Origin of the sequence: Hyphomicrobium sp. 99 (assembly GCF_000384335.2) — a bacterium.
Lineage (GTDB): Bacteria > Pseudomonadota > Alphaproteobacteria > Rhizobiales > Hyphomicrobiaceae > Hyphomicrobium_B.
This window is the reverse complement of sequence record NZ_KQ031382.1, coordinates 418,943-434,992: the sequence shown is the minus strand read 5'-3', so window position 1 is coordinate 434,992 and position 16,050 is coordinate 418,943. Positions and strand designations below refer to the sequence as shown.

The following is a 16,050-nucleotide window of genomic DNA, read 5'->3' as shown; positions in this document are numbered from 1 at the left end:
CTGTCTTTCCAGTAGAGAGACCCTGGCCAGTAGAACGCCGCCCGGGTCCGCATCGAAGCTCTCGCTGGCGTTAGCGCGTTGCGCTAGGGTTGCGCAATGTCGAACGGAGATATGGTTGCAGAAGCCGACGCGGACGATAGCCTGAGCAGCGGCTCCGGTGTCCTCTCGCGTATTCGGCCATTCACCCGGCTTCGACGCGCAGCCCTCGACATGCTGCTACCTCCCGTCTGCCTGGGCTGCCGCGTCCGGATCATGGATCATGACGCGCTCTGCCCCTCATGCTGGCAGCAGATCAATTTCGTCCGGCCCCCGCTCTGCGACCGGCTAGGATTGCCGCTCGCCGTCGATACGGGCGCGCCAACGCTCTCCGCGGCCGCGATCGCTAATCCGCCGGATTATGATCGGGCCCGGGCCGTCGCCAACTTCGATGGGCTGATGCGGGTCCTCATTCACGGGTTCAAATTTCACGATAGCCACAACGCGCGGCGCTTGTTCGGGCGATGGCTCGCGGAGGCCGGGCGGGAGATCCTGGCGGACGCCGACCTTCTCGTGCCGGTGCCTCTGGCGCGGTGGCGGCTGCTGGCACGTAGATTTAACCAAGCGCAAATTCTGGCGGCGGAAGCCGGGCGGCGATCGGGAAAGCCGATCAATCCGTTCGCGCTCGTGCGGTCCCGTTCAACGCCTCATCAAATCGGTCTGACCCGCGCGCAGCGGATGCGAAACGTATCGGGCGTCTTCCGTGTTCCTCAGGTCGAATTGCAGAATATCGCTGGAAAAGCCATAGTTTTGGTCGATGATGTCATCACGAGTGGTGCAACGGCATCAGCCGCAGCCCGGGCTTTGAAACGGGCCGGCGCTCGCAAAGTCGACGTGCTCGCTCTTGCGATTGTTTCAGAACGTTATTCTTGAAACTGCAAAGGGCGTGGCAAAGGCGCGGCACAGCGGCGCAAATCCACGAAGCAAGGTTGCATGACCTCGGGAACGGTTTAGTTTTGATTCGAACTATTTGAATGGCGTGTTGAGAGGCGCCGCGAAATGCAGAAGGTGACGGTCTATACTGCTGGCAATTGCTGCTACTGCCACATGGCCAAAGACCTATTGCGGCGCAAAGGCGCCGCCTTCGAGGAAATCGACCTCACCGGTCGCAATGATTTGCGTGCTGACCTGATCTCGCGGGCCGGCGGCCGAAGAACGGTTCCGCAAATCTGGATCGGGGACGTTCACGTAGGCGGCTGCGACGACCTTTTGGACCTCGAACGCAACGGCCGCCTCGATACGCTTTTGACAGCATCCTGATTATGTCCTCGCGATCCAAAACAGCATTCCGCGCCGCCCTCGTCCAAATGCGAGCCGGGCGCAGCGTCGAGCGCAACGTCGCCGACGCCGTGTCGCTCATCAACGAAGCGGCCGATCGCGGAGCGGGCTACGTGCAAACGCCGGAATGCACGACCCTGATGGAACTCGATCAGGACCGTCTCATGAGCGAGACGAAGCCTGAGGACGGCAACGCCGCGCTTCGAGCGTTCACCGATGCTGCTCGCGCGCGCAAGCTCTGGCTTCACATCGGCTCGATGGCCGTAAAGGTCGGCGAGCGGAAACTTGCCAATCGTACCTACGTCATCGCACCGGATGGGACGATCGCGGCCCGCTACGACAAGATCCATATGTTCGATGTCGATCTTGGCGGCGGCGAGTCCTACAGCGAGAGCGTGAACTATCAAGCTGGCCCGAGCGCCATTCTCACCGAGCTTCCGTGGGGCCGGCTCGGGCTTACCATTTGCTACGATCTGCGCTTTCCGGCTCTGCACCGGGCGCTGGCGAAGGCCGGAGCCAAGTTCATCGCCGCGCCCGCAGCCTTCACGCGCACGACGGGCGAAGCACACTGGCACACCCTTCTCAAAGCGCGCGCCATCGAGACCGGTACTTTCATTCTCGCCGCTGGACAGGGCGGACGGCACGAGAACGGGCGGGAGACGTTCGGGCACAGCCTCATCATTTCACCGTGGGGCGAAGTTTTGGCGGAAGCGGGGGTTGATCCCAGCGTCGTTGTCGCCGATATCGACTCGACCTACGTCGACCAAGTGCGGCGGAGAATTCCGTCACTAACGCACGACCGCGATTTCGATATCGTGGTCGCCAACGCGAAGGCACCTTCGCTGGTGCAAGGAACGTGATTAAATATCGCCTGGGATGTCCGTCCGGACATGAGTTCGAAAGCTGGTTTCGCGCCAGCGCCGATTACGACGCGCAAGTTCTTGCAGGCGCGATCGAATGTCCGCTGTGCGGTTCGATCGATATTTCCAAGGTGCCGATGGCGCCCTCGATCGTGACCAGGGCAACAGTGGCGCCGCCGCGGCCTGATAATGCCATCGCGATGCAAAGCGGAGACGCCAAGGCCGCGCTTGAAGCGCTGCGCGCCATCAAGAAGACGATCTTCGAGAGCTCGGAGGATGTCGGAACGCGTTTTGCGGAAGAAGCGCGAAAGATGCATTTTGGCGAAATCGAAGAGCGGCACATTCGCGGAAGCTCGACGCTCGAAGAGGCGCGGGAACTCATCGACGAGGGCGTGCCGTTCGGTATCCTGCCCGCGCTCCCTGAAGATCTTAACTAAAAGCGCTCTCCCCCGTCCTTTTTGAACTGCCTCGCCCGTTCAGAGAGGCATTTTGGCGGTTGCTAGCCGGGGCGGAAGCGGTGCAAACATCATCTCCGGATCGGGGGCTCAGTCCGTCCCCGTGGAGATCGCACCCGAATGACATCAACCGTTAGCCGTCTCGATGCCTCTGCTCTTGCCGCCAGCCGCGGGGGGCCTGCAATCCGCCATGACTGGACGAGCGCCGAAGCGCTGGCGCTCTATGAGCTTCCGCTCATGGATTTGCTTTTCCGCGCCCAAAGCGTGCACCGGACGTCTTTCGACCCGAACAAAGTTCAGATGAGCCGCCTCCTGTCGATCAAGACGGGCGGCTGCGCGGAAGATTGCGGCTATTGCAGCCAGTCCGCCCATCACAAGACCGGCCTCAAGGCCTCCAAGCTGATGGAAGTCGAGCGCGTCATCTCGGAAGCCAAGAAAGCCAAGGCCGCCGGTGCGACTCGGTATTGCATGGGCGCTGCGTGGCGCAGCCCCAAGGCGCGAGACATGGACGTCGTGGTCGCCATGGTCGAAGGCGTGAAGTCGCTCGGCATGGAAACGTGCATGACGCTCGGCATGCTTTCGGACGACGATATCGTCAAGCTGCGCGATGCCGGCCTCGACTACTACAATCACAACGTCGATACGTCGGAAGCCTACTACGACAAGATCATCACCACGCGGACATACGCCGACCGGCTGGAAACGCTGGCGCGGGTTCGCGACGCTGGCATGAAAGTTTGCTCGGGCGGCATCATCGGCATGGGCGAAGAGCGCCAGGACCGCGTCGACATGCTTGTGACGCTCGCCAATCTCGAAGAGCATCCCGAAAGCGTTCCGATCAATATGCTGATCGCCATTCCGGGAACACCGCTCGAAAATACCGAGCGGATCGACCCCATCGATTTCGTGCGCACGATCGCGGTTGCCCGCATCATGATGCCGAAGTCATTCGTGCGCCTCTCGGCTGGCCGCACGGAGATGAGCGACGAGATGCAGGCGCTCTGCTTCTTTGCCGGTGCCAATTCGGTATTCGTCGGCGAGACGCTGCTGACTGCGGAAAATCCGGGTGAAGACACGGACAGCAAGCTTTTTGCAAAGCTCGGTCTTTCGGCGCTCGAAATCGAGGTCGCTCATCCTCACGAGCACGAGACGGAGCTAGCGTCCACTGCGGTTCAACGGGATGCCTGCCAATCATGAGCGTGCGCTCGACGCGCTCCTGCGTCGCGGGCGTTTGAGAACGCTCGAAACGGCGCACGGCATCGATTTCACCTCCAACGATTATCTCGGGCTCGCGCAATCACGCGAGCTCACGCAGGCGGTCGAGCAGGCGATTGCTCGCGGCGTGCCGGTTGGTGCGGGGGGATCGCGCCTGCTGCGCGGCAATCACCATGAACACGAGGCGCTCGAGCAGGAAGCGGCGCGCTTTTTCGGGGGCGAGACAGCGCTATTCTTCGGCGGCGGGTTCATCGCCAATTCAGCGCTGCTCTCGACGTTGCCATCACGCGGCGATCTCATCGTCTATGATGAATACATTCACGCGAGCGCGCACGACGGAATGCGCCTATCGAAGGCGAACGCAATCTCGGTTCGCCATAACGATGCACAGGCGTTCGAGGAGACAATCGCAAGCTGGCGGCGAGACGGCGGAACGGGGCAGCCGTGGATTGTCATCGAAAGCCTTTACAGCATGGACGGCGACCGGGCGCCGATCCGCGATCTCGCTGACATCGCGCAGCGTCACGATGCGATGCTCATCATCGACGAAGCCCACGCGACCGGCGTTTTCGGACCGAGTGGGCGGGGACTCGCAGCGGATCTCGAAGGCAGCGATAACGTCATCAGCTTGCATACTTGTGGCAAGGCACTCGGCGTCATGGGCGCGTTGGTGATTGGCCCACGCGTCATCAGAGATTTTCTCGTCAATCGCGGAAGGCCATTCATTTACGCCACGGCTCCGTCGCCTTTGATTGCGGCGACCGTGCGTGCGGCAATCGAGATTTGCCGGACACAGCCCGAGCGGCGCGAGCGTCTCATGAATCTCGTCGCGCATGCAGAGCGCGAACTCAAGGCGAAGACGCGCTTCGTTCCGTCCGGCTCCCAGATTCTCCCGCTGGTCGTCGGCGGCGATGTTCCGGCGGTCGCGCTCGCGAAGTCGATGCAGAGTCGCGGCTACGACATCCGCGCGATCCGTCCGCCGACTGTGCCTGAGGGAACGTCCCGGCTACGGCTGACGATAACGCTCAACGTCGATGAAACTCAAATCACGCGTCTTGTCGACGACATCGCCGCGGCGCAAGCGGAGAACGCGGCATGACCATTCGCATCGTCGTCGCGGCAACCGGAACGGATATCGGCAAAACCGTTTTTTCCGCGGCGCTCACAAACGCACTCGACGGTTATTACTGGAAGCCGGTGCAGGCGGGCTTGGCGGGTGAAACGGATTCCCAGACCGTCAACCGGCTGACCAGCGTCGCCGAATCCCGGATTCTTCCCGAGCGGTACCGGTTGAACACGCCGGCTTCTCCGCATTTTGCCGCCGAGATCGACGGCATCGAAATCGACTCGAAGAAGCTTTCTCCGTTCGGTTTGCCGACGCCGCTCGTCATAGAAACAGCGGGGGGCCTCATGGTGCCGCTGACGCGCAGACTGTTGCAGATCGATCTGCTGGCGCAGTGGAGGCTGCCTGTCATTCTTTGCGCTTCGACGGAGCTCGGCACGATCAATCATTCGCTGCTTTCGATCGAAGCACTGAAGCGTCGCGCGATTCCGGTCCTTGGCGTCGCCTTCATCGGCAATGAAAATGCCGACAGCGAGCGCACGATCGTGTCGTTCGGCGCCGTGAGGCGGCTCGGACGGCTGCCGCGTCTTAGCGATCTCAATGCCGACACGTTGCAGGCTGCGTTCGCCGAGAATTTCTCGGTGGCGGACGTTCTCGATATCGGGGCAGTCGGGCCATGACGTCCTCCGCGATCTGGCATCCGTTCACGCAACATGCGCTCGAACCTTCGATGACGCGCATCGCACGGGCGGAAGGTGCGTGGCTTGAAACTCCCGAGGGGAAGCGGATCTTCGACGGCGTCTCGTCGTGGTGGGTCATTACGCACGGACATCGGCATCCCAAGATCATCGAAGCCATTCGCGCGCAGGCCGAGTTGCTCGACCAGGTCATCTTCGCCGGTTTTACGCATGAACCTGCGGAGGCCGTCGCGGCAGGTCTGTTGCAGATTGCGCCCGACGGTTTGCGTCACGTGTTCTTTTCGGACAGCGGTTCGACGTCAGTCGAAGTCGCTCTGAAGATGGCGCTTGGCTATTGGAAAAATACAGGCAAGCCGCGTACACGCATCCTCGCGTTGGAGGACGCTTATCACGGCGACACCATCGGCACGATGTCGGCCGGGGCGCGCGGCGTATTCAACGCGGCCTACGAACCCTTGCTTTTTGAAGTCGGCCGGATTCCGCTGCCCAAGCCGCACCATGCGCAGCCGACATTCGATGCGCTCGAGATCGCCTGTCGAAAAGGCGACGTCGCGGCCTTCATTTGCGAGCCGCTAATTCTCGGTGCGGGCGGCATGCTGATGTACGACGCCGATGCGCTGAAGGAGATGCATCGGATCTGCAAAGCGCACGACGTGCTCTTCATCGCGGATGAAGTGATGACGGGCTTCGGCAGAACGGGAACCGTGTTTGCATGCGAGCAGGCGGGAATATCGCCGGACATTCTTTGCATCGCCAAAGGAATTACAGGAGGCTCTCTCCCTCTCGCAGTGACGATGTGTTCTGCGCCCATCTATGATGCGCATCTCTCGAAAGACCGTTCGCGGACGTTTTTTCACTCAAGCTCGTACACGGCCAATGCGATTGCCTGCGCCTCGGCGGCGGCAAATCTCGAGGTCTGGCGCACGGAGCCCGTCATCGAGCGGATTTTGGCTCTGACGCAGAACCAGGCACTATGCCTGAATGATCTCGAATCCGACGCGCGCTTCTCAAATCTTCGTCAGCTTGGCACGATAACGGCCTTCGAGCTTGCCCATGCGCAAGCCGGCTATCTGGCCGATATCGCATTGAAGCTCCGCGCGCTACTTCTCGAACGCGGCGTGCTTCTTCGCCCTCTTGGATCGACCGTTTACGTCATGCCGCCCTATTGCACGACCAAAGACGAGTTAAAATTCGTCTACCGCAGCATCGTCGAAGCCGTCGATGAGGTGCTGAGATGACGGGCGTCGAGATCATCGGCCTTGGCCACTACGCACCGAAGCGCATCGTTCCGAACAGCGAGATCGAGGCGCGACTCGGTCTCGAAGGCGGTTGGATCAAGCGGCGCACCGGAATCGACGAGCGGAGGTATGCCGCCGAGGGCGAAGCGCTCTCCGATATCGCGGTGAAAGCCGGTGATATGGCCTTGGCACGTGCCGGGCTTTCACGAGACGATGTCGGGTTGCTGCTGCTCGCGACATCGACACCGGATCACTTGCTGCCGCCATCCGCGCCGCTCGTTGCGCATCGTCTCGGATTGACGGCCGCCGGCGCTATCGACATGGCGGGCGCATGCGCGGGCTTCATCTATGCGCTGACGCTTGCCGACAGTTTCGTCAGAACGCAGCAAACGCCGGTTCTCGTCGTCGCGGCGAACATTCTGTCTCGGCGCATCAACGAAACGGATCGCGCGAGCAGCGTACTGTTTGCTGACGCCGCGGGCGCCGTCTTGCTTGCACCAAGTGCGCGTATCGATGCGGGAATTCGAGGCGCGCATCTCACGGCAAAAGGCCAGCATTACGATCTGATCACGATACCCGGCGGCGGCAGCCGCAAGCCCTTTTCGAAGATCGCCGATCCGAAAGAGGTGCTGATGGTGATGAACGACGGCAGGGCGGTCTATGCCGGAGCCGTTGCGATGATGACGGAGTGTGCGGAGAAGGCGTTGGCGAAGGCGGGGCTTTCAACGGGTCAAATCGATCATCTGATCCCGCATCAAGCCAACGCGCGGATGATCAATACGATCGCGCATCAACTCGATATTGCGCCAGAACGTTTGCGATCGACAATCGAGACCTTCGGCAACAGCTCGGCGGCAACGATCCCGTTCACGCTTTCGCTGACGGCGGAAGTTAAGCCGTATGCTGCGGGCGACACCGTTCTGATGACCGCGGCGGGCGCCGGATTGACCGGCGGCGCCGCAGTCTTTCGTTGGTAGTTTCTGAAGCGTTCGCTACTGGCGAATGCCCTCAATGCTCAGCGTCAGCTCTACCGTTTTCGCGGCCGGTCCGAGATCGCGCTTGATCCCGAAATCGGCGAGCGTCAATTCCGTCGTTCCGACGAAGCCGTCGCGATAACCGCCCCAGGGGTCCTTGCCGCCGCCGACGCGTTCCGCATCGATCGTAATTTCCTTCGTAACGCCGTGCAGCGTGAGCTTGCCTGTGATCTTCGCCTTGTCCGTTCCCTCGGTCTTGACGCTGGTACTCTCGAACGTTGCCGTCGGGAATCCGTCGGTGTCGAGCAGATCGGCGCCGCGCAGATGCTTGTCGCGCTCGGCGTGGTTGGTATCGACGCTCGTGGTGTCGATTTCGACCTTCACCTTTGAAGCATCAGGGTTCTTGTCGTCGAAGGAAAAGTTGCCTGAGAACTTGTCGAAGCGTCCGGTCAGCCAGCTGAAACCGAGATGCTTGATGCGGAAGGTTATCGAAGCATGGGCGTTCTTGGTGTCGATGACGTAGTCGGCGGCCGACGCGGGAAGCGTCGTCAGCAGCGCAAGCGATGTGGATGCGGCGAGAGCTGCTATTCTAAGTTTCATTGACGTCTTTCCTTTTTTCGATGGGTAATTCAGTTAGGCGGGCCCGACCACATACGCTGCAGAATTGCGCTCTTGTCGATGTAGTGGTGCTTCAAAGCGGCAAGCGTATGAACGACCGCGAGCGCGATCGTCGCGTAGGCGAGAATTTTGTGAACATAGCCGGCGCGGCTTTCCAGGCCATGCATTTGGAAGATCGAGGGGACGTTGAACCAGCCGAAGACGCTGATTGGTTCGCCACCCGCGGTCGAAATCAAATAGCCGCTCGCTATCAGCGCAAAAAGCAAAACGTAAAACCCCCAGTGGACGGCGATGGATGCCTTCTTCTCGATCGGCGACAACTCCGCGTCCGATGGCTTGACGTTGGCTGCACGCCAAATCCAGCGGACGATCAGCGCAAATAGCAGCAGCATACCGACGCTGCGGTGAATATCCGGCGCGGAATTATAGTAGGGGCTGTAGTAGTCGAGCCCCACCATCCACAGGCCGAGGAAGAACATGGCGATAATCGCAATCGCCATGAGCCAATGGAAAAGTCGAGAAACGATCCCGTAGCCTTCCGATCTATCGCGAACAAGCATCCTTGCCCCAAGCCAGCGCACGGGCGCGAAACCCCTGCCCGGCACACATGCGAGCGTCGTTTGGTTCTTTCAAGAGGGCACAAAAAGGTAACCGCGATCGCCGGATCAGCGTCCGCTCAACGCGTCGGCCGGCGCGCCAGCCACCATGTTGACGTCAACCCCGACGCTGACGGAATGCTCGCCGCCGCCGCGCAGGACGCCGCTGATCGGGCTCACGTCATCATAGTCACGGCCGTATGCGACGGTCACATGTTCGTCGCGCACGATCATGCCGTTGGTGGGATCGAGATCGACCCATCCGTATTCCGGCGACCACACTGAAATCCAAGCGTGCGATGCATCCGCGCCTTGCAGCTTGGGCCGGCCCGGCGGCGGCCGCGTGTGGAGATAACCGCTGACGTAACGCGCCGGAATGCGAAGGGACCGTAAGCACGCCAGCGCGGCATGCGCGAAGTCCTGACAGACGCCACGCTTCGTCCGGAAGACTTGGCTCAACGGCGTCGAGACATCCGTTGCGTGCGGGTCGAAGGTGAAATCGTTGTACATCCGCATGGTGAAATCCATCGCCGCGTCGAGCACAGGGCGCCCGGGCGCAAACGACGGCGCGGCATACTCTGCGATTTCGAGCGTCGGAGACGTGAGGCGCGAGGCGCAGCGGAACATCAGCACGTGGACGTCACGTTCGTGGTTCGCTGCGAGAAGCTTGTCGTCGAGGCGATCCCACGGCGTCGTGGCGAGGAGATTTATCGGCGGCGGAGACAGCTTCTCGACCGTGCTTCGCGCGATCAACACAAGCTCTTTGTGTTGCGATTCGATATCGAGAATGACGTCGATGTTTCCGAACGTATCGATACCATCTTGCCGCGACGCCGGCGCGGGTTCGACCGTCAGCCTGTGCTGACGAACGATCTGGCCGGGAAGCGTGCGCGGCGTCATATGCACGAGGTGCAGCGACTGCACGACCATCGAGCGATAGCGGTAATGCGTCTTATGCGTGATATCGAAAATCATAGCGAGTGCTCGACTCGCGTGTGGGCCCGGTGCGGAGCCTCTTCCATCACATTGAAATAGTGCCGGGTGATTTCGTTGGATAGCTCGGGCAGCATATCGAGCTGGTCCATCAGCAGACGTTCAAGCGTCGCGCCGCCCTCCTCTTTCGACATGGACTCGATATCGGCTCTGCGAAGCGACGTCAGAAGTGCGAGAATAAGCCGGCGATCTTCCGGCAATCCCGAACCTGGATGCGTATCGGGAAGTCCTTCGAGATGACGGGCAATCGCGGAGAGCTGATAGGCAAGGCTTCGCGGATTTGTTTCGTCGAGCAAAAGCAGATCGAGCACCAGCGGCAGCATGGGATCGAGCCGGTAACGCGATCGATACGTGATGAAGCTGTCGGCGAGTTCGAGCAGAAGCAAAAGACTGCTCGATGTTTCTTCCGGATCAGGAAGCGGAATGAATAGCGTCAGGATCGCTTCGCTGAGATCTTGTGCGCGCTCGATGCGCCGTCCCATGTCCAGAAACGACCAGCCGTGATTGCGCGTCATGTTCTCATGCATGAAGCCGTTGAAGGCGGCAATGGACGCAAGTCCTTCGTCCAGCACGTCGAGGACTTCGAGCGGCTGCGCCGAATTCAGCGCTTCCCGCCAGCGTTCGCCTGGGCGGAACTTCGTCAACGTTTGCCAGGCTTCGAGCGACAGGCGATCGCGCACGAGGTGGGCGACGCGATAGAGTCCGTCGAGCGTACGCTCTAGTGTGCGTAAGCTAAGTCCGCCTGTGATGAGGCGTTCGCACAGACGTTCGATTTCGGCGTCCGGCGGCGTCTCCCGGCTTTCCGAGCCGAGGCCCAGATCCTTGCCGAGGAGCACTTCCAGGCACCTGCGTGCCGCGCGGCGGCCGGTGTCGGGGACGCTGTCTTCCTCTATTCGCCGGAGGGCACCGCGCAGAACGCGCATCGTCCAGTCGGCGCGCTCGCTGTAGCGGCCGAGCCAGAACAAATCGTCGGCGACGCGGCTTTGAATCACACGTTGTGACCGTTCGATGCGAACCGTTGCCAGCGTCGGTCGCCAAAGGCTGATGTGCGGCGCGAGTTCGCGTTCAGATAGCACCCAGACGTCGCGCGTGCGGCCGTCCGGTGCGCTCAAAGCAACGGCGCGCTCAGGATCAATGCTCATGGCGAGCCCGCCCGGCATGACCTGATAGCCTGAGTTTGTTCTGGAAACGAAAAGGCGCACGGCAAACGGTTTCGGCACGAGCCCTTCGCGGGCGAGGATTGGCGCGGAGCTGAAGCCGACTCTCTCTTCCGCGACCAGCGTCGCTCCGTGAAGCTCGATTTCCCGCTTTATCCTCTCGCGTTCCGGCGCGGAGAGCCCGCGAGCTTCCCACCCGCGCGCGGCTTGACCGGGTCGCCCGGTGCCTTCCTGCGCTTTGCGGATGATGAACTTGTCGGACTGAGCGAAGAGTTCGCGCCGCGCTTCGGGATCGCCGAGCCAGCGACGCGGAGCATCCCTGAGTTGAAGATCTTCGCCGAGAACATGACGGGCAAGCGCCGGCAAATACGGCCCTAAGCCGCGGTTCTGCGCGAGTGCCGTACCTATGGCGTTGACGACAAGGCGTGGCGATCTCCGGCAAACGCGGAGTAACCCGGAAGGACCGATGAACCCTGTCGGATCGAGTTCCAGAGGATCGCTCGATTTCCCGTCGATGCAGCGCACGAGAAGGTCGATCTCTTTCAGGCCTTCGAGCGTCTTGAGATAAACTTGCTCGTTTCTGGTTTTGAGATCGTGGCCTTCGATGAGCAGATAGCCGAGGTAGCGCGCGAGATAGGCATGCGAGAAGTAGTCTTCGTGATGCGGACCTGGCGTCATCAACGCAACGCGCGCGTTCTCGCGCCCGCTGTGCAGCGTCAAGGTCGCCTGGAGTTCCTGAAAATAAGGGGCCAAACGGCGGGCGTTGCAGTCTCTGAAGAGATCACCAGCGACGTGCGTGTGCACGACGCGGTTTGCGAGCGCGAAGCCGATGCCCGCAAGCGTTTCGGTGTGATTGTCGATGACGTGCCATTTGCCGTCTTCGCCGCGCGCAATATCGGCGGCGTAAAACATCAAGCCGCCGGCGTTCGGCAGCACGCCGTTAGCCGGCGCGAGATAGGCGGCATCGGAGAAGATCAGCTCAGCTGGCAGCAATCCTTGGCGCAGCAGTTTCTGCTCGCCGTAGACATCATTCAACACCGCGTCGAAGAGCCGGGCGCGCTGGATCAGCGCTGTTTCCAATCCCTGCCATTCGCTCGCCGAAATGACGACCGGCAAAAGATCGAGCGTCCAGCGCTGCGGGGTGGTGTGTGGATCGGCGAAAATATCGTAGGCGATACCTGTCTCGCGGACCCGTGAAGCGATACGGCCGGAGCGAGCTTGACGTTCGTCTTCGGGAAGGGCGGCCACGCCCTCGAGCAACGTCTGCCACGCCGACCGCACTCCTCCGGATGCATCCAGCAGTTCGTCGAAACCCGTAATCTCCTTGCGCCGGTAAGCGCTCAAGAGATCGGATAATGGCTGCTCTCTCGTTGCCGCTGCTGTCGTCATTCCGACCGATCCACGCCGCGACGTCCTCCCCCCAAATGCAATCAAGCGCACTATCGTGCGCGGGGCCGCTCTCCGCAAGCGACGGCGCGCCGCGATGACGCGTAACGCGGCCCGTAACACACAATTAGTCTTTCACCCGGCGGTGCGGCGCAAATCCAATGTGCATGGATAATCGGGGTTAACGCTCTCGGGCTTGATGGACATCGGACCCGCCGTGTGTCCTTCCGCGTCGAAACGCGCGAGGCGGCGTCCTTCAGCTTCGTAGGCATTTATCGGAAAGACTTCGAAATTGCGTCCGCCCGGATGCGCGACGTGATATCGGCAGCCCCCGATCGAACGGCCGCTCCAGGTATCGACGATGTCGAACGCCAGGGGCACGTGCGTGGGGATTGTGGGATGCAAAGCGGAGGGCGGCCACCAAGCGCGATAGCGGACGCCAGCGACGGTTTCTCCCCAGTTTCCAGTCGGCGCCAGCGGCAGTGGACGGCCGTTGCACGTCACGGCGTAGCGATCGCCTGTTTGGCCCTTGACCTTCACTTCGACGCGTTCGAGCGAAGAGTCGACATAGCGTGCGGTACCGCCCGCCACACTCTCCTCGCCGAGCACATGCCAGGGCTCGAGCGCCTGACGCAGTTCGAGCGTGAGGTTCGACGCCGACACGGTTCCGTAGAGCGGAAAGCGGAATTCAAAATGCGGCCGGAACCATTCGAGTTCGACGGGTAGATTTGCGGCCTTGAGATCGGCGATGATCGTGGCGAAGTCTGACCAAAGGTAATGCGGCAGCATGAACCGGTCATGCAGCGCTGTTCCCCAGCGCACGAGTTTCTGGCGATATGGCTTTTCCCAGAACATCGCGATGAGCGCGCGTAGCAGAAGCTGCTGAGCGAGGCTCATGCGGGCATGCGGCGGCATCTCGAAGGAGCGAAATTCGACGAGGCCTAGCCGACCGGTCGCACTGTCCGGCGAATAGAGTTTATCGATGCAAATCTCGGCGCGATGGGTGTTGCCCGAGACATCAATCAGCAGGTTACGGAAGAGCCGGTCGACGAGCCAGGGTGGGATATGTCCGGCACCTCGCTCGGGGACTTGCGAAAGCGCGATCTCAAGTTCGTAGAGCGCTTCGTGGCGGCCCTCGTCGGCGCGCGGTGCTTGACTCGTTGGGCCGATGAACATGCCGGAGAAGAAATAGGAGAGCGCCGGATGATTTTGCCAATAGGCGATAACAGACGCCAAGAGATCGGGTCGGCGCAGGAACGGACTATCAGCCGGCTCCATACCGCCGAGCACGATGTGATTGCCGCCACCAGTTCCGGTATGTCTACCATCGAGCATGAATTTTTCGGCGGAAAGACGCGTCTCGTGCGCTTCCTCATAAAGGGCGGTTGTTATCGCGACCGTGCTTTCCCAGCTTGAAGAGGGATGAATGTTGACCTCGATGACGCCGGGATCGGGCGTGACCTTGATGACGTTGAGGCGTGCATCCGACGGCGGATTGTAGCCTTCGACCTGCACCGGAACGCCGGTGTCTTTGGCCGCTTCCTCGATTGCAGCGACGAGGGCCGCATAATCTTCCGCGTCCGTCAGCGGCGGCATGAACACGCAAATGGCGTTGCCGCGCGGCTCGACCGTCAGCGCGGTTCTGACGGAGCCTCCGATCTCTGGCGTGATCTCGATCGGCGTTTTTGGCTTCGCTGCCTCGAGCGTCACGACGCGGCGTTCTTGCAGCAAAACCGAACGCTCCGGCAACGGCCGCGACGGGCTCATCGGATCGCGTGGGATGACGTTCGATTGCTCGAGCGGCTCGAGCACTGGGAATGATTGCAGCGGAAGCCGGAAGCCAGCCGGAGAATCACCCGGTACAAGAAAAAGTTGCTCCCGGCGCAACGCCCAACGCTCGGTGACCCATCGGCGGCCGCGATCCGCAGTCTGCCAAGCTTGTATAGGAAGAACGTAGCTTGCGACGCCGCCCAGCCCGCGATCGAAAACGCGCGCGATCCTTTCGCGCTCGGCCGGGTCATCCAGTTTGTTGGCTTCCGCCGTGACGTTGATCGGCAGCTTACGTTCGACCAAGAGGAAATGCGCCGGATCTTCATAGGCCGGAATAGCGCTATCGACTGGCAGGCCAAGCTTGGCGCAGAGGCCGCGCATCAGATTATCGGCATCCTCGATCATCGCGGGGCGGGCGACGTTTTCGCTGACGATGAGGTCCTGGTTTTCCCAGAGCGGAAGGCCGTCGCCGCGCCAATAGAGAGCGAAGGCCCAGCGCGGAAGCTGTTCGCCCGGATACCACTTGCCTTGGCCATAGTGAAGCAGCCCGCCCGGCGCGAAGCGCTTCTGCAGGCGGCGGATCAGTTGATCCGCATAGCGACGTTTGGTCGGCCCGACGGCTGCCGTGTTCCATTCCGCGGCTTCCATATCGTCGGCGGCGACGAATGTCGGCTCGCCACCCATGCTCAGGCGGACATCGCCTTCGACAAGTCGCTTATCAATCGCCTTTCCCGTGGCGACGATGGTTTTCCACGTTTCGTCGTCGTAGGGCTTGGTGACGCGCGGCGTCTCGCGAATGCGCGTGACCGCCATTTTAAAATCAAATGAAACTTCCGCCTTCGTATGGCTGCCGCTGATGGGCGCGGCGCTAACGGGATGGGGCGTGGCAGCGAGCGGAATGTGTCCCTCGCCCGCCAATAGACCGGACGTCGCGTCGAGGCCGATCCATCCGGCGCCCGGAATATAGACCTCCGTCCACGCATGGAGATCGGTGAAGTCCGTCTCGGCGCCGGCGGGGCCGTCGTGGGGCTTCACGTCCGGCTTCAACTGGATGAGGTAGCCCGATACGAAACGCGCCGCGAGGCCGACGTTGCGCAGGATCTGCGTCAGAAGCCACGCGCTGTCGCGGCACGATCCGGAACCGTTGCCTAGCGTTTCCTCCGGCGTTTGAACGCCCGGCTCCATGCGGATGAGATAGCTGACATCTCCCTGCACCATGCGATTGAGATCGCAGATGAAGTCGATCGTGGTTTGCGTTTTGCGATTGATCTTCTTCAGATAGCGCTCGAGGTTGGGCCCGAGCGGCGCTGCAACGAGGTAAGGCGCGAGCTCTTTCTTCAACACGTCGTCATAAGCGAACGGCCAATTCGTTGCTTTTTCCTCGATGAAGAAGTCGAACGGATTGATCACCGCCATATCCGCCACGAGATCGACAGTGACGGAGAATTCGGTCGTTTCTTCCGGGATGACGACGCGAGCGAGAAAGTTGCCGAACGGATCCTGCTGCCAGTTCAGGAAGTGCGTCTTCGGTGTGATCGTCAGCGAGTAGCTCAGGATGGGCGTTCGGCAATGTGGCGCGGGGCGGAGGCGTATCACCTGCGGCGCCATGCTTACCCGTCGATCGTAGCGGTAGCTCGTTTGATGGGTCAGCGCGACGTGAAGAACCATGAAGCGGCATTATCCCTATTTTGATCTGATCGCGGAGTAGCGAGC

General features: G+C 61.2%; 14 protein-coding genes. 9 read left to right on the top strand and 5 right to left on the bottom strand.

What is annotated here, in order from left to right; genetic code table 11:
- The first annotated feature begins 96 nt into the window (after positions 1–96).
- The 9 genes from G359_RS02440 to G359_RS02400 all read left to right on the top strand — a co-directional run bounded on the left by G359_RS02440 (position 97) and on the right by G359_RS02400 (position 7,820).
- Positions 97–909: a ComF family protein gene (locus G359_RS02440; protein ID WP_045834839.1), complete on the top strand. Its 813-nt coding sequence runs from the start codon at positions 97–99 to the stop codon at positions 907–909.
- 126 nt (positions 910–1,035) lie between these two features.
- A complete protein-coding gene (grxC, locus tag G359_RS02435) occupies positions 1,036–1,296 on the top strand; it encodes a glutaredoxin 3 (RefSeq protein ID WP_045834838.1) in 261 nt (86 codons plus the stop codon).
- A gap of 2 nt (positions 1,297–1,298) precedes the next feature.
- Positions 1,299–2,174 (top strand): carbon-nitrogen hydrolase family protein, encoded by an 876-nt coding sequence (locus G359_RS02430; protein ID WP_045834837.1) that lies wholly within the window; start codon positions 1,299–1,301, stop codon positions 2,172–2,174.
- Complete coding sequence (locus G359_RS02425; RefSeq protein ID WP_045834836.1) at positions 2,171–2,611, top strand: DUF1178 family protein; 441 nt, start codon at positions 2,171–2,173, stop codon at positions 2,609–2,611. Before G359_RS02430 ends, G359_RS02425 begins: the two co-directional genes overlap by 4 nt.
- A 138-nt stretch (positions 2,612–2,749) precedes the next feature.
- Entirely contained in the window at positions 2,750–3,826 is a 1,077-nt protein-coding gene (gene bioB, locus G359_RS02420) for a biotin synthase BioB (protein WP_045834835.1), read from the top strand.
- Positions 3,810–4,943: an 8-amino-7-oxononanoate synthase gene (locus tag G359_RS02415; RefSeq protein ID WP_045834834.1), complete on the top strand. Its 1,134-nt coding sequence runs from the start codon at positions 3,810–3,812 to the stop codon at positions 4,941–4,943. The genes bioB and G359_RS02415 overlap by 17 nt, the downstream gene beginning before the upstream one ends.
- A complete protein-coding gene (gene bioD / locus G359_RS02410) occupies positions 4,940–5,587 on the top strand; it encodes a dethiobiotin synthase (protein WP_045834833.1) in 648 nt (215 codons plus the stop codon). Before G359_RS02415 ends, bioD begins: the two co-directional genes overlap by 4 nt.
- Positions 5,584–6,843 (top strand): adenosylmethionine--8-amino-7-oxononanoate transaminase, encoded by a 1,260-nt coding sequence (locus tag G359_RS02405; RefSeq protein ID WP_045834832.1) that lies wholly within the window; start codon positions 5,584–5,586, stop codon positions 6,841–6,843. Before bioD ends, G359_RS02405 begins: the two co-directional genes overlap by 4 nt.
- Positions 6,840–7,820, top strand: coding sequence for a beta-ketoacyl-ACP synthase III (locus tag G359_RS02400; protein ID WP_045834831.1), 981 nt, complete (start codon positions 6,840–6,842; stop codon positions 7,818–7,820). The genes G359_RS02405 and G359_RS02400 overlap by 4 nt, the downstream gene beginning before the upstream one ends.
- Positions 7,821–7,835: 15 nt before the next feature.
- Here G359_RS02400 and G359_RS02395 read toward each other — a convergent pair whose 3' ends face one another.
- From G359_RS02395 to G359_RS02375, 5 genes are all read right to left on the bottom strand, one after another.
- Entirely contained in the window at positions 7,836–8,417 is a 582-nt protein-coding gene (locus G359_RS02395; protein WP_045834830.1) for a YceI family protein, read from the bottom strand.
- A gap of 29 nt (positions 8,418–8,446) precedes the next feature.
- Complete coding sequence (locus tag G359_RS02390) at positions 8,447–8,995, bottom strand: cytochrome b (protein WP_045834829.1); 549 nt, start codon at positions 8,993–8,995, stop codon at positions 8,447–8,449.
- A gap of 105 nt (positions 8,996–9,100) precedes the next feature.
- Positions 9,101–10,006: a transglutaminase family protein gene (locus G359_RS02385; protein ID WP_045834828.1), complete on the bottom strand. Its 906-nt coding sequence runs from the start codon at positions 10,004–10,006 to the stop codon at positions 9,101–9,103.
- A complete protein-coding gene (locus G359_RS02380) occupies positions 10,003–12,570 on the bottom strand; it encodes a circularly permuted type 2 ATP-grasp protein (RefSeq protein ID WP_045834827.1) in 2,568 nt (855 codons plus the stop codon). Before G359_RS02380 ends, G359_RS02385 begins: the two co-directional genes overlap by 4 nt.
- Positions 12,571–12,702: 132 nt before the next feature.
- On the bottom strand, positions 12,703–16,005 hold the full coding sequence (locus tag G359_RS02375; RefSeq protein WP_045834826.1) for a transglutaminase family protein: 3,303 nt from the start codon (positions 16,003–16,005) through the stop codon (positions 12,703–12,705).
- Positions 16,006–16,050 lie beyond the last annotated feature (45 nt).